11 protein-coding genes are annotated in these 13,785 nt (G+C 62.4%); 3 read left to right on the top strand and 8 right to left on the bottom strand.

Going from position 1 to position 13,785, the window contains the following annotated elements; translation table 11 throughout:
* Positions 1-79: 79 nt before the first annotated feature.
* From phaZ to AC09SL_RS12925, 8 genes are all read right to left on the bottom strand, one after another.
* On the bottom strand, positions 80-937 hold the full coding sequence (gene phaZ, locus AC09SL_RS12890; RefSeq protein WP_003186648.1) for a poly(3-hydroxyalkanoate) depolymerase: 858 nt from the start codon (positions 935-937) through the stop codon (positions 80-82).
* A gap of 260 nt (positions 938-1,197) precedes the next feature.
* Entirely contained in the window at positions 1,198-2,877 is a 1,680-nt protein-coding gene (gene phaC, locus AC09SL_RS12895; protein WP_058543902.1) for a class II poly(R)-hydroxyalkanoic acid synthase, read from the bottom strand.
* 279 nt (positions 2,878-3,156) lie between these two features.
* Complete coding sequence (locus tag AC09SL_RS12900; protein ID WP_018606686.1) at positions 3,157-3,534, bottom strand: gamma-butyrobetaine hydroxylase family protein; 378 nt, start codon at positions 3,532-3,534, stop codon at positions 3,157-3,159.
* 227 nt (positions 3,535-3,761) lie between these two features.
* Positions 3,762-5,099 (bottom strand): ATP-dependent protease ATPase subunit HslU, encoded by a 1,338-nt coding sequence (hslU, locus tag AC09SL_RS12905; RefSeq protein ID WP_058543901.1) that lies wholly within the window; start codon positions 5,097-5,099, stop codon positions 3,762-3,764.
* Positions 5,100-5,155: 56 nt separating this feature from the next.
* The gene (hslV, locus tag AC09SL_RS12910) at positions 5,156-5,686 is read right to left on the bottom strand and encodes an ATP-dependent protease subunit HslV (RefSeq protein WP_003186641.1); all 531 of its coding nucleotides are present in this window, start codon (positions 5,684-5,686) and stop codon (positions 5,156-5,158) included.
* 264 nt (positions 5,687-5,950) lie between these two features.
* Positions 5,951-6,655, bottom strand: coding sequence for an SPOR domain-containing protein (locus AC09SL_RS12915; RefSeq protein ID WP_064106960.1), 705 nt, complete (start codon positions 6,653-6,655; stop codon positions 5,951-5,953).
* Position 6,656: 1 nt separating this feature from the next.
* Complete coding sequence (argS, locus tag AC09SL_RS12920) at positions 6,657-8,393, bottom strand: arginine--tRNA ligase (RefSeq protein ID WP_058542646.1); 1,737 nt, start codon at positions 8,391-8,393, stop codon at positions 6,657-6,659.
* 262 nt (positions 8,394-8,655) lie between these two features.
* Positions 8,656-10,875, bottom strand: a complete 2,220-nt coding sequence (locus tag AC09SL_RS12925; protein WP_058542647.1) for a primosomal protein N' — start codon at positions 10,873-10,875, stop codon at positions 8,656-8,658.
* 285 nt (positions 10,876-11,160) lie between these two features.
* Between AC09SL_RS12925 and rpmE the strand changes: the two genes are divergently transcribed.
* The 3 genes from rpmE (at position 11,161) to AC09SL_RS12940 (ending at position 13,662) form a co-directional block, all read left to right on the top strand.
* On the top strand, positions 11,161-11,385 hold the full coding sequence (gene rpmE / locus AC09SL_RS12930; RefSeq protein ID WP_058542648.1) for a 50S ribosomal protein L31: 225 nt from the start codon (positions 11,161-11,163) through the stop codon (positions 11,383-11,385).
* Positions 11,386-11,426: 41 nt separating this feature from the next.
* Entirely contained in the window at positions 11,427-12,212 is a 786-nt protein-coding gene (locus AC09SL_RS12935) for a thermonuclease family protein (RefSeq protein WP_058542649.1), read from the top strand.
* A gap of 181 nt (positions 12,213-12,393) precedes the next feature.
* A complete protein-coding gene (locus AC09SL_RS12940; RefSeq protein WP_058542650.1) occupies positions 12,394-13,662 on the top strand; it encodes a malic enzyme-like NAD(P)-binding protein in 1,269 nt (422 codons plus the stop codon).
* The last annotated feature ends 123 nt before the right edge of the window (positions 13,663-13,785 follow it).

Genomic DNA, 13,785 nt, shown 5'->3' on the forward strand with positions numbered 1-13,785 from the left:
ACACACCGAACCAGACAACATAGTCGCTGTTTCGGGTCGCTGCGCGGTCCGGCGTCCTGCCAGGCGCAAATGGGCGGTTTCAGCCGCCGCCCAGCGGCGAGGGATGCGGATGCATCACTGCACGCTGACGTTCTTCCTCCAGGAATTTCATGATGATCGGCGCCACTGCCTCGGCCCGGGTGATCAGGAACAGATGGCCGTCATCGATGATGTGCAATTGGGCGTTGGGAATGCGCCAGGCCAGCATGCGCATGTTGATCAGCGGGATCAGCGGGTCGTCGTCGCCGGCCAGCACCAGGGTCGGCTGGTGGATCTTGTGCAGCCAATGGATGCTGGTCCAGCCCAGGCCTGCGAACAGTTGCCAGTAATAACCGAGCTTGCCCGCCGAACGAACCTTGGCCGCATGGCTGGCCGCCAGGCTCGGATCGCGACGGAACGAACCGCCGTAGATCAGCGGGGCGATACGCATCACATGGGACGGTTGAACGTAGCGCCGGGGGCTGGCCATCATCCACAGCACCTTCGGTTTGCCCGGCACCATCACCGCCCCGGCCGCCGTGGCCGCCAGTACCAGCTTCTTGCAGCGCTCGGGGTAGTCATAGGCGAACTGCTGGGCCAGGGCGCCCCCCCAGGACACGCCGATCACGTTGACCTGCCCGTAGTCCAGGTAATCGAGCATCCGCGCGGTGAGTTTGGCCAGGCCAGGAAAGCGATACGGCCGGTTGGGCGTCGATGAACCACCGACGCCGGGAACGTCAAAGGCGATGACTTCCAAGTCCGGGTCCAGGGCCTGGATGAACGGGAACACCAGCTCGAGGTTGGCGCCGATGCCGTTGAAAATCAGCAGCGGCGTCAAGTGAGGCTTGCCGGGACGTACCGCGGTGCGCAAGGTCTGGCCATCCAGATCGACGGTACGGAAGATGTACGGTTGCGGCATGCTTCAAGCCCTGTGGGTTGGGTCGCTGTCTTTCATTTTTCCCCTACCCCCTGTGGGAGCGAGCTTGCTCGCGATTGCGATGTGTCAGCACATACAGGTGTTGAATGTACCGCCGTCATCGTGAACAAGCTCGCTCCCACATGGGATCTGCTGTGAACATGAGTTGTATGTTCCCCAGCGCTGTGGGCCTTGCATTCAGTGTCGGCTGGCGGGATGTATTCGTGAGCAAGCCCACCCCCGCAGCAGACGAGTTGCATCCATTACCGCTCATGCACATAAGTGCCGGGCGCCGCTTCACCGGCCGGGTAGGCCTTGTTGCCCAGCACGGTCGGGGCTTTTTTCAGTTTGCCCGAGCGTTCGGCCTGCCAGGCCTGCCAATGCAACCACCAGGAGTCGGTGTGCTTGGTTGAGTTCTCCTGCCAGTCCTCGGCCTTGGCCGGCATGTCGTCACTGGTCATGTAGCGTGACTTGGGGTTGCCTGGCGGGTTGAGGATGCTCTGGATATGGCCGCTGCTCGAGAGCACGAACTCGACCTTGCCGCCGAACAGCTGCGCCGACTTGTAGCAGGACTTCCACGGCGTGATGTGGTCGTTGGTGCCGGCCAGGGAGAAGATGTCGGCGGTGACCTGCTTGAGGTCGATGGGCGTGCCGCACACTTCCAGTGCGTTGGGGCGGATCAGTGGGTTGTTCTTGAACATTTCGATGAGGTCGCCGTGGAACGCTGCCGGTAGCCGCGTGGTGTCGTTGTTCCAGAACAGGATGTCGAACACGGGTGGCTCGTTGCCCAACAGGTAGTTGTTGACCCAGTAGTTCCAGATCAAGTCGTTGGGGCGCATCCAGGCGAACACCTTGGCCATGTCGCGACCTTCGAGTACACCGGCCTGGTAGGAGTGGCGCTTGGCCGCTTCCAGGGTCTGCTCGTCGACGAACAACGCCACGTCGGTGTCCAGGGTGGTGTCGAGCACGCTGACCAGCAGGGTCAGGGCATTGACCTTTTTCTCGCCGAGGGCGGCGTAATGGCCCAGCAGCGCGGTGCAGGTGATGCCGCCCGAGCAGGCGCCGAGCATGTTCACGTCCTTGCTGCCGGTGATGGCCGTGACCACGTCCACCGCTTCCTTGAGCGCCTCGATGTAGGTCGACAGGCCCCACTCGCGCTGCTCCTTGGTGGGGTTGCGCCAACTGACGATGAAGGTCTGCACGTTGCCGCGCAGGCAGAAGCGCGCCAGGCTCTTGTCCGGGCTCAGGTCGAATACGTAGAACTTGTTGATCTGTGGCGGCACCACCAGCAGCGGTCGCTCGTGGACCTGCTCGGTGATGGGCCGGTACTGGATCAGCTCCAGCACGTCGTTGCGAAACACCACGGCACCTTCGGTCACGCCCAGGCTCTTGCCGACCTCGAACGCGCCCATGTTGACCTGGCTCGGCATCCCGCCGTTGTGCACCAGGTCCTTGGCCAGGTGGGAGAGGCCATCGAGCAGGCTCTTGCCGCCAGTTTCGAAGAAGCGCTTGACCGCCGCCGGGTTGGCCGCCGAGTTGGTCGGGGCCATGGCTTCGGTCATCAGATTGATCACGAAATGGCCACGGCTGATGTCCGCGGGCGAGAGGTTGCTGTCGTCGATCCAGGCGTGCAGCTCCTTGCGCCACGCCAGGTAGGTTTGCAGGTAGCGTTTGTAGAGGGGGTTCTGGCTCCACGCCGGGTCGGCGAAGCGACGGTCGTCGCCGGCCGGTTGCAGTTCGGATCTGCCGAACAGGACATTCTTGAGTTCGACGCCGAAATGGGCGACGTGCTTGACGCTGTGCAGCGGTTGCTTGATGGCCTGGGTCAGCACCATGCGGGCAGAGGCCAGCAGATCTTTTCTGCGCAAGCCGACGACGGGATTCAACCCCAGGGTATTTTCCGAGGCTTGATACTTCAGGTCATCGTTGTTCTTGTTGCTCATCTACGACGCTCCATTGTCCTTCAGACGAGTACCCGGATCGTGCCATGAAGCCACACAGCCAATACCAGGTACGCTGCTCGGGTGACCATTAATTCCGCATCGAGGGGCCAATGAGGAAGCGTGTGCCAGGAACTCGGCAGTTCCTCTGCAGGTAACTTGCCAGCTCCATTGGTTACCCGAGTTTAATTTTTTTCGCAAGCAGGCCAGTCATTGACGTTGCCGCGCGGGCATTCAAGCAGATGAGTCTAGAAAATTCGCCCTAAAGCGCCAGCCCTTGAATTAGAGCATCAGCTTGACGACGGACTCGTTCGGATCGCGGGTTTTTCCGGCGGCCTTGAGTTCGCCAAGATAATCGTTCCACAAGTCTTCCTGGCGCACCGCCAACTGGTAGAGATAGTCCCAGGTGAACAGCCCGCTGTCGTGGCCGTCGTCGAAGGTCAATTTCAGTGCGTACTGGCCGGCCGGTTCGACCTTGGTCAGGGCAACGTTGAGCTTGCCGTATTGCAGGATGGGTTTGCCATGGCCCTGGACCTCGGCCGAAGGCGAGTGCACCCGCAGGAATTCGGCGGGCAGGTGATACTCCTCGTCCGGCGCGTATTTGAGCGTCAGGGTCCTGGAGGCTTTGTGCAAGTTGATGGCGGTGGGGAGTTTGGTCATGGGGTCGTCAGTCTCTTGAAGCCTTGCATGCACGATATGTGGCGAGGGAGCTTGCTCCCGCTGGACGATGTAGGAGCTGGCGAAGCCTGCGATCTTTTGATCTTGATCTTCACGCCAGACTCAATTGGCGGTGGAAGGATCGCAGCCTCGTTGCACTCGACAGCTCCTACAGAGCCCAGCGGGAGCAAGCTCCCTCGCCACAGAAGCTCGCTCACATTGGGTGTGGCTTACAGGATATACCGCGACAGGTCTTCGTTCTGCGCCAGCTCACCCAGGTGGCTGTTGACGTACTCGGCGTCGATGAGGATCGGCGTTTCGTTGTGGGCGCTGGCCAGGTCGCCGGCGCTGAACGAGACTTCCTCGAGCAGGCGTTCGAGCAGCGTGTGCAGGCGACGGGCGCCGATGTTCTCGGTCTTCTCGTTGACCTGCCAAGCGATCTGGGCCAGGCGCTTGATGCCTTCTGGCGTGAACTCGATGCTCAGGCCTTCGGTCTTGAGCAGCGCGCAATACTGTTCGGTCAGGGACGCGTGGGGCTCGCTGAGGATGCGTTCGAAGTCTTCCGGCGTCAGTGCCTTGAGTTCGACACGGATCGGCAGGCGACCCTGCAACTCCGGCACCAGGTCGCTCGGCTTGCTCAGGTGGAACGCACCGGAGGCGATGAACAGGATGTGGTCGGTCTTGACCATGCCCAGCTTGGTGTTGACCGTGCAGCCTTCGATCAGCGGCAGCAGGTCGCGTTGCACACCTTCGCGGGACACATCGGCACCGCCGACATTGCCGCGCTTGGCGACCTTGTCGATTTCGTCGATGAACACGATGCCGTGTTGCTCGACCGCCTCCAGCGCCTTGGCCTTCAACTCTTCTTCGTTGACCAGGCGGCTGGCTTCTTCGTCGCGCACCAGTTTCAGCGCTTCCTTGACCTTGAGCTTGCGGTTTTTCTTCTTGCCCTTGCCCATGTTGGCGAACAGGCTCTGCAACTGGTTGGTCATCTCTTCCATGCCTGGCGGCGCGGAAATGTCGACACCGGCCATTTCGGCCACTTCGATCTCGATTTCCTTGTCGTCCAGCTGGCCTTCGCGCAGGCGCTTGCGGAACAGCTGGCGGGTGTTGGAATCCTGGGTCGCGGCGGCGTCGGCGTTGAAACCCATGCGCGCCGGTGGCAGCAGGGCGTCGAGGATGCGCTCTTCGGCGGCGTCTTCGGCGCGGTGGCGGACCTTGGTGATTTCCTGTTCGCGCAGCAACTTGATGGCGGCATCGGCCAGGTCACGAATGATCGACTCGACGTCGCGACCGACATAGCCGACTTCGGTGAACTTGGTGGCTTCGACCTTGATGAACGGCGCGTTGGCGAGTTTGGCCAGGCGACGGGCGATCTCGGTTTTACCGACGCCGGTCGGGCCGATCATCAGGATGTTCTTGGGGGTCACTTCGACGCGCAGTTCTTCGGGCAGTTGCATCCGGCGCCAGCGGTTACGCAGGGCGATGGCGACGGCGCGCTTGGCATCGTCCTGGCCGATGATATGGCGGTTGAGTTCGTGGACGATTTCGCGGGGAGTCATGGACATAATAATAGGTGGTCCTCAAGCAGGAACGGGCCGTGGCGTGGGTCGCCTGGACAGGCTTATTCCGCGAGGTCCTGCTCCTCAATGGTCTGGGTGTGGTTGGTGAAGACACAGATATCGCCGGCAATGCCCAAGGCAGTCTCGACGATCTCACGGGCCGACAGGTCGGTTTTTTTCAGCAGGGCGCTGGCCGCAGCCTGGGCATAGGCACCGCCGGAACCCATGGCGATCAGGCCGTCTTCGGGCTCAACGACGTCGCCGTTGCCGGTGATGATCAGGGACGCGTCCTTGTTGGCGACCGCGAGCATGGCTTCGAGGCGGCTCAGGGAGCGGTCGGTGCGCCATTCCTTGGCCAGTTCCACGGCGGCACGGACCAGGTGGCCCTGGTGTTTCTCAAGCTGGCCTTCGAAACGTTCGAACAAGGTGAAGGCGTCGGCAGTGGCCCCGGCAAAGCCGGCGATGACCTGGCCGTGATACAGGCGGCGGACTTTCTTCGCGTTGCCTTTCATCACGGTGTTGCCCAGTGAAACCTGGCCGTCGCCGCCCATGACGACTTTGCCATGACGGCGGACTGAAACGATGGTGGTCAAGGGAGAGTCTCCACGCAGCGGGGCGAAAATGCCCGGATGGAACTCATATGGGGGTGGCGTGGGGTTTTTCAACTGCGGGGGACGAGTGGTGCGAGTCACGTAGGAGCTGTCGAGCGCAGCGAGGCTGCGATCTTTCCCCAGCCAATTGAGTCCCAAGCGAAAGATCAAAAGATCAAAAGATCAAAAGATCAAAAGATCGCAGCCTCGCTGCGCTCGACAGCGCCTACAAACCCAGCGGCCACAAAAGCCTGTCCTCGGCGGAAATCAGCGGCTCTGGCGTTGTTGTAACAACAAATTGCTGAACCCGCTGCCGGCCAGCTGTTTCTGGGCCTTGGTCAGTTCCTCGCGGTTGCTGAACGGGCCGACCAGTACTCGGTACCAGGTTTCGTCCTTCACGGTGCCGGACTCCACCGACACGGATTGGCCCAGCAGAATGATCTGCGCCCGGACCTTGTCGGCGTCGGCTTCCTTGCGGAACGAACCGGCCTGCAGGAAGAACTTCGTCACCGGCGCGGCTTTCTGCACCGGCGGGGCCGGTGGCGGCGTGATGCCGGCCAGGGCTGCCTGGGCGCGAGCGGTATCGATCTTCGCCGCTTCGGCCGGGGTCACTGGCGTGGCGGGTACCTGCGGTACTTGCGGTGTCGGCAGGGTTTTCTCCGGCACGGCCTCGGGCGGCACGATGACTTCCGATTCCGGCAGCAAGGTGTAGAAGTCGTACTTCGGCTTCACCGGTTGCGTCGGGCTCGGCGGGGTCTTGTTGGCCTCGGCGATCCGCGTGGCTTTCTGCTGCTCTTGCCGCACGCGCTTGACGTCATCGCCCTGGCCCGGCTCCAGCTTCATCAGAAACACAATGAAAGCGCCGACGGTCAGGCCGATGGCCATCCACAACCAGCCCGGAATCGGTTTTTTGGCTGGAGGCTGGTAACGACTGGCGCCGCGTTTGGGTGCAGGTTTTTTCTTGGCGGCCAACTTACATGCGCTCCAGGGTTTCCAGGCCCAGCAGTTCCAGGCCTTGCTTGAGCGTACGCCCGGTCAGCGCGGCGAGGCGCAGGCGGCTCTGCATTTGCCCTGGGGTTTGCGCGCTGAGGATCGGGCAGTTCTCGTAGAAGCTGGAGAACAGGCCGGCGACATCGTACAGGTAGGCGCACAGCGTGTGCGGCGTGCCCTTGTCGGCGACGTTGTTCAGCACCTCGCCGAACTGCGCCAGCTTAGCCGCCAGCTCCTGTTCCTGAGGGGCCTCGAGCACAATCTGGCCGTCCACTTCGTTGAAGCTTTTGCCGAGCTTGCGGAACACTCCCGCCACGCGGGTGTAGGCGTACAGCAGGTACGGCGCGGTGTTGCCTTCGAAGTTGAGCATCAGGTCGAAGTTGAAGCTGTAGTCGCTGGTGCGGTGCTTGGACAGGTCGGCGTATTTCACCGCGTCGATGCCCACGACCTTGGCGATCTTGCGCAGTTCGTCCTCGGCCAGGTCCGGGTTCTTGCCCTTGACCAGGGTGTAGGCGCGGTCCTGGGCTTCGGTCAGCAGGTCGATCAGCTTCACCGTGCCGCCGTCGCGCGTCTTGAACGGGCGGCCGTCAGCGCCGTTCATGGTGCCGAAGCCCATGTGCTCCATGTCCATCGGATGGGTGACGAAACCGGCCAGGCGCGCGACTTCGAACACTTGCTGGAAGTGCAGGGCCTGGCGCTGGTCGACGAAGTACAGCACCCGATCGGCCTTGAGCACGCGGTTGCGGTAGCGCACGGCCGCCAGGTCGGTGGTGGCATAGAGGTAGCCCCCGTCGGCCTTGACGATGATCACCGGCAGCGGCTCGCCATCGGCGGTCTTGAACTGGTCGAGGAACACGCACTGGGCGCCGTTGCTTTCCACCAGCATGCCCTTGGCCTTGAGATCGTTGACCACGTTGATCAGGTCGTCGTTGTAGGCGCTTTCACCCATCACGTCGGCCATGGTCAATTTGACGTTCAGCAGCTCGTAGATTTTCTGGCAATGGGACAGGGAGATGTCCTTGAACTTGCTCCACAGCGCCAGGCACTCGGCATCGCCGGCCTGCAGCTTGACCACCAGGCCACGGGCGCGGTCGGCGAATTCGGGCGACTCGTCGAAGCGTTGCTTGGCGGCGCGGTAGAAGTTCTCCAGGTCCGACAGCTCATTGCTGGTGATGGGGTTTTCCTGCAGGTAGGCCATCAGCATGCCGAACTGGGTGCCCCAGTCGCCGACGTGGTTCTGGCGGATCACGGTGTCGCCGAGAAACTCCAGGACCCGGGCCACGCCATCGCCAATGATGGTCGAGCGCAGGTGGCCGACGTGCATTTCCTTGGCCAGGTTGGGGGCCGAGAGGTCGACCACGGTGCGCTGCACCGGGCCCGCCTTGCGTACGCCGAGGCGTTCGTCGGCCAGGGCTGCGTCGAGGCGTGAGGCCAGGGCCTGGGTGTTCTGGAAGAAGTTGATGAACCCCGGCCCGGCGATCTCGGCCTTGGTGACGTTCTCGTCGGCAGGCAGCGCGGCGATGATTTTTTCCGCCAGGTCGCGGGGTTTCATGCCGGCCGGTTTGGCGAGCATCATCGCGATGTTGCTGGCGAAGTCGCCGTGGGTCTTGTCGCGAGTGTTTTCGACCTGAATTGCCGGCGACAGGCCTTCTGGCAGCACACCTTCAGTGACGAGTTGGGCGATGGCTTGCTGGATGAGCTGGCGAATGGTGTCTTTCATGGTCTTCTCTTTCAACCGCAGGCGCGGCGGCGCTTCGATGCGCTGGTGGAAAAACTGAGCATTATCCGTGGCGAAGACGGGCTTGCCAACTGTAGCGGGTTGGTTGGGGATGTGTGGTGACTATTCTTGGTGGCCTGGATGTACACAATCCTCTGTGTGCGAGCTTGCTCGCGATGGCGGCGGGTCAGCTTGCATTGATGTTGAATGCCAGACCGCTATCGCGAGCAAGCTCGCTCCCACAGAGGCCAGGCTTGCAATCCATTCAATACAAATCCACCGGATCCACATCCAGCGACCAGCGCACCGCACGCCCGCTGGGCATCTGTTCCAGCACCAGCAGCCAGGCGTTCAGCAGTCGATGCAGCGGTGCCCGGGCATTGGCCTGTAATAAAAGCTGCGCGCGATAGCGCCCGGCCCGCCGTTCCATCGGCGCCGGCACCGGGCCCAAGAGTTCGATGCCGGTGAGGTTCTGCTGCGCCAGCAAGCGCTCTGCCTCGCTGCAGGCCTCATCGAGAAAGCCTTCGGCCTGCCCCGGCTTGTGGGCTTCGGCCCGCAACAGCGCCAGGTGGGCAAACGGCGGCAGGCCGGCGCTGCGGCGTTCGCTCAAGGCCTGTTCGGCGAAGGCGAAATAACCTTGCTCGGTCAGTTGGATCAGCAATGGATGATCGGCCAGGTGGGTCTGGATGATCACTTTGCCCGGCTCCTCGGCCCGCCCGGCCCGGCCTGCGACCTGGACGATCAACTGGGCCATGCGCTCGCTGGCGCGGAAGTCACCGGAAAACAGTCCGCCATCGGCGTCGAGGATCGACACCAGCGTAACCCGTGGGAAGTGATGCCCCTTGGCGAGCATCTGCGTGCCCACCAGGATGCACGGCTGGCCCTTCTGGATCGTGGCGAACAACTGGTTCATCGCATCCTTGCGCGAAGTGCTGTCGCGATCCACCCGCAAGACCGGGTAATCGGGAAACAGAATGCCCAGCCGTTCTTCGGCACGCTCGGTGCCGGCGCCGACCGGGCGCAAGTCCACTTTGCCGCACTGGGGGCAGTGCCTTGGCACGCGCTCGACGTGGCCGCAATGGTGGCAACGCAACTCGCCATGGCGTTGATGCACGGTCATCCGCGCGTCGCAGCGTTCGCAGCCGGACATCCAGCCGCAGTCGTGGCATAACAGGGTCGGGGCAAAACCGCGGCGATTGAGGAACACCAGGACCTGTTGCCCGGCGGCCAGGGTCTGGCCGATGGCTTGCTGCATCGGCCCGGAAATACCGCTGTCCAGCGGGCGACTTTTCACGTCCAGGCGCAGGAAGCGCGGTTGCTTGGCGCCGCCGGCCCGCTCATTGAGGCGTAGCAGGCCGTAGCGGCCGGTGTAGGCGTTGTGCAGGCTTTCCAGCGATGGCGTGGCCGAGCCGAGGACGATCGGGATGTTTTCCTGGCGGGCGCGCACCAGCGCCAGGTCGCGGGCGTGATAGCGCAGGCCTTCTTGCTGTTTATAAGAGCCGTCGTGTTCTTCGTCGATGATGATCAGGCCGGGGTTCTTCATCGGCGTGAACAGGGCCGAACGGGTGCCGATGATGATATCGGCCTCGCCGTCACGGGCGGCGAGCCAGGCCTCCAGGCGTTCGCGGTCGTTGACCGCCGAGTGCACCAGGGCGATCCGGGCGTTGAAGCGCTGTTCGAAGCGCGCCAGGGTTTGCGGGCCGAGGTTGATTTCCGGAATCAGCACCAGCGCCTGCTTGCCGGCCTCCAGGGCCTGGCGGATCAGTTGCAGGTAGACCTCAGTCTTGCCGCTGCCGGTGACACCTGCCAGCAGAAAGGCGTGATAACTGTCGAAACCTGCGCGAATCGCTTCGCAAGCGGCCTGCTGTTCGGCGTTGAGCGGCAGTTCCGGCTGGGCCAGCCAATGTTCATGGCGGGCGCCGGGGGCGTGCCTGCGCACTTCCACCTGGACCAGGTCCTTGGCCAGCAACAGGTCGAGGCTGTCCTTGCTGAGCATCAGTTTGCTCAGCAATTGATGAGCCACGCCGTGGGGGTGTTGGGCCAGGGTCGCCAAGGCCTCACGCTGGCGTGGCGCGCGGGCGATGCGTGGATCGTCCAGCGAGGCGCCGGGTGCCACCGACCAGAACCGCTCCTGGCGCGCCTCGGCCGGTTCGCCCTGGCGCAGCAGCACCGGCAGCGCCCAGCTCAGGGTGTCGCCGAGGCTGTGCTGATAATACTGGGACGTCCACAGGCACAACTTGAACAGCGCGGCGGGCAGCGGTGGCGTGGCATCGAGCAGAGCCAGGGCCGGTTTGAGCTTGTCGACCGGGACCTCGCTGTGGTCGGTGACCTCCACCAGGATGCCGATCATCTCCCGCCGGCCGAACGGCACCCGCAGGCGCATGCCCGGATGCAACTGGGCGCGCAGGACCCCGGCCGGGGCGCGATAGTCGAACAGGCGGCGCAGGGGCGAAGGCAGGGCGAGGCGCAGGATGGCGTCGGGCACGCGGGGCAATCTCAATAAACAGGCATTTGGTGAGGCTGGCGCTGAATGGGGGAGCGGGCTTGCTCGCGAAGGCGCAGTATCAGGCAGAAATGACGTGCCTGACACGCCGCCTTCGCGAGCAAGCCCGCTCCCACAGGGATCGCGCATGAGGCCGGGAGCCTAGCAGACGGTTGGTACAAGTCATAGCTTGCGTGATTGATGTTGTCTGGTAGAATCCGCGGCCTAATTACGTGCGGTATTCAACAATAGTGTTGGGTGGCGGCACGCTAGCCTGAGGAAAACAGCATGAAAACCGATATCCATCCGGAATACCCAGTAATTGCCGTAACCTGCAGCTGCGGCAACAAGTTCGAAACGCGTTCGACCTACGGCAAAGCCATGGCGATCGACGTTTGCAACGAATGCCACCCGTTCTACACCGGCAAGCAAAAGACTCTGGATACCGGCGGCCGTGTTCAGAAGTTCGCCGATCGTTTCGGTGCTTTCGGCAAAGTTACTCCAAAAGCCTGAGGCTGATCATTTTGGATGGTCGTCTCGACCGCTCCAGACTGATGAAAAAGGCGTCCCTTGTGGGCGCCTTTTTTGTGTCTGCGATTTGGCTGGCGGATGCCCAGGCCTTTTGCCCGGCGCCGGCGGGTCTTGTCCCGGTGACGGTACAGCGGGTGGTGGATGGCGATACGTTACGCCTGACGGATGGCCGCAGCGTGCGCATGATCGGCCTCAATAGCCCTGAGCTGGGGCGGCAAGGGCGTTCCGATGAACCCTTCGCTGTTGCGGCTCGCCGTCGGCTCCAGGCGCTGGTGGCTGACAGCGAGGGGCGCGTGGGATTGCTGCCTGGCAAGGAAGGCAAGGACCGCTACGGTCGAACCCTGGCCCATGTCTACAGTAGCCAGGGCGCGAATCTCGAAGCGCAATTGCTCGCCGAGGGTTTGGGTTTTCATGTGGCGGTGGCACCGAATGTCGACCTGGTGGCCTGCCAACGTGCTGCCGAACGTCAGGCGCGTGCAGCGGGGCTAGGGCTGTGGAAACGCTCGCCTGTGCTCAACACATGGCAAATCAAGGCATCGGGTTTCGCCGTGCTCAGCGGGCGCGTGAGTGAAGTCAGGCGTAATCGGGGCGGTATATGGCTCCAATTGCCGGATTCGGTTGTATTGCATGTTGCGCCCAATCTCGTGAGTCGTTTCGATAAGGCTTCGCTTGAGGGGTTCAAAGGTCGGCAGATTGAAGCCCGTGGCTGGCTGGTTGATCGTTCACGGCGTGGTGGGCTTAAGCAAGGCCAGGCGCGCTGGCTGCTGCCGTTGACGGATCCGGCCATGTTGGGCGCAACGCCTCGATAGAAAATTGTAGACATTTACTTGCTGGATTGTATGCATGTAGCCCTTGTGTTTCGCGGCTCTTGGCCCAAAGTCGTAGGGCAGGGCGCTTGACAGCAGTGACTGGTCAGTCTTGTGGGGACTTTGCGAGGCGCGTATCCTCGGCGGTCCGTCTGTCCAACACAGTAAAAAGCGGAATGCCCACATGTCTGATCTGAAAACTGCCGCTCTCGAATATCACGCTAATCCTCGTCCAGGGAAGCTGAGTGTCGAGCTCACCAAGGCCACCGCTACTGCTCGCGACTTGTCGCTGGCCTACAGCCCCGGCGTAGCCGAACCAGTCCGCGAAATCGCTCGCGACCCTGAACTGGCCTACAAATACACCGGTAAAGGCAACCTGGTTGCAGTCATTTCCGATGGCACCGCGATTCTCGGCCTGGGTAACCTCGGCCCATTGGCTTCCAAGCCAGTCATGGAAGGCAAGGGCGTGCTGTTCAAGCGCTTCGCCGGTATCGACGTATTCGACATCGAAGTCGATTCCGAGAGCCCGCAAGCCTTCATCGACACCGTCAAGCGCATCTCCATCACCTTCGGCGGCATCAACCTGGAAGACATCAAGGCACCTGAGTGCTTCGAGATCGAGCGCGCCCTGATCGAGCAGTGCGACATTCCGGTATTCCACGATGACCAGCACGGCACCGCGATCGTGACCGCGGCCGGCATGATCAACGCCCTGGAAATCGCCGGCAAGACCCTGCCGGAAGCCAAGATCGTCTGCCTGGGCGCCGGCGCTGCGGCCATCTCCTGCATGAAGTTGCTGGTGAGCATGGGCGCCAAGATCGAAAACATCTTCATGGTTGACCGTACCGGCGTGATCCACTCCGGCCGTGACGACCTGAACCAGTACAAGGCTGTGTTTGCCCACGCAACCGAGAAGCGCTCCCTGGCGGACGCGCTGGACGGTGCCGACGTGTTCGTGGGCCTGTCGGGTCCGAACCTGCTGAGCGCGGAAAACCTGCTGCGCATGGCGCCGAACCCAATCGTGTTCGCGTGCTCGAACCCGGACCCGGAAATCGCCCCGGAACTGGCTCACGCGACTCGTAACGACGTGATCATGGCCACCGGCCGTTCGGACTACCCGAACCAGGTCAACAACGTACTGGGCTTCCCGTTCATCTTCCGCGGTGCCCTGGATGTTCGCGCCAAGCGCATCAACGAAGAAATGAAAGTCGCGGCCGCCAACGCCCTGCGCGAACTGGCCAAGCTGCCGGTGCCTCAGGAAGTGTGCGACGCCTACGGCGGCATCAAGCTGGAATTCGGTCGTGAGTACATCATTCCGAAACCAATGGACGCCCGTCTGATCACCCTGATCTCCGACGCCGTGGCCAAGGCCGCGATCGAGACTGGTGTGGCCACCCTGCCGTATCCGAAGAACTACCCGCTCAAGAGCGTGGATGATGTGTTCAACGGCTAAGCCGTTGTAGCGCTTCAACAAAAAGCCCCGGCTCCTGTGAGCCGGGGCTTTTTTGTGCATGCCGATCTTGTGTGACCACCGCAAATCCCTGTGGGAGCCGAGCTTGCTCGCGATTGCGGTCTG

It is taken from the genome of Pseudomonas sp. PF05 (assembly GCF_056521845.1).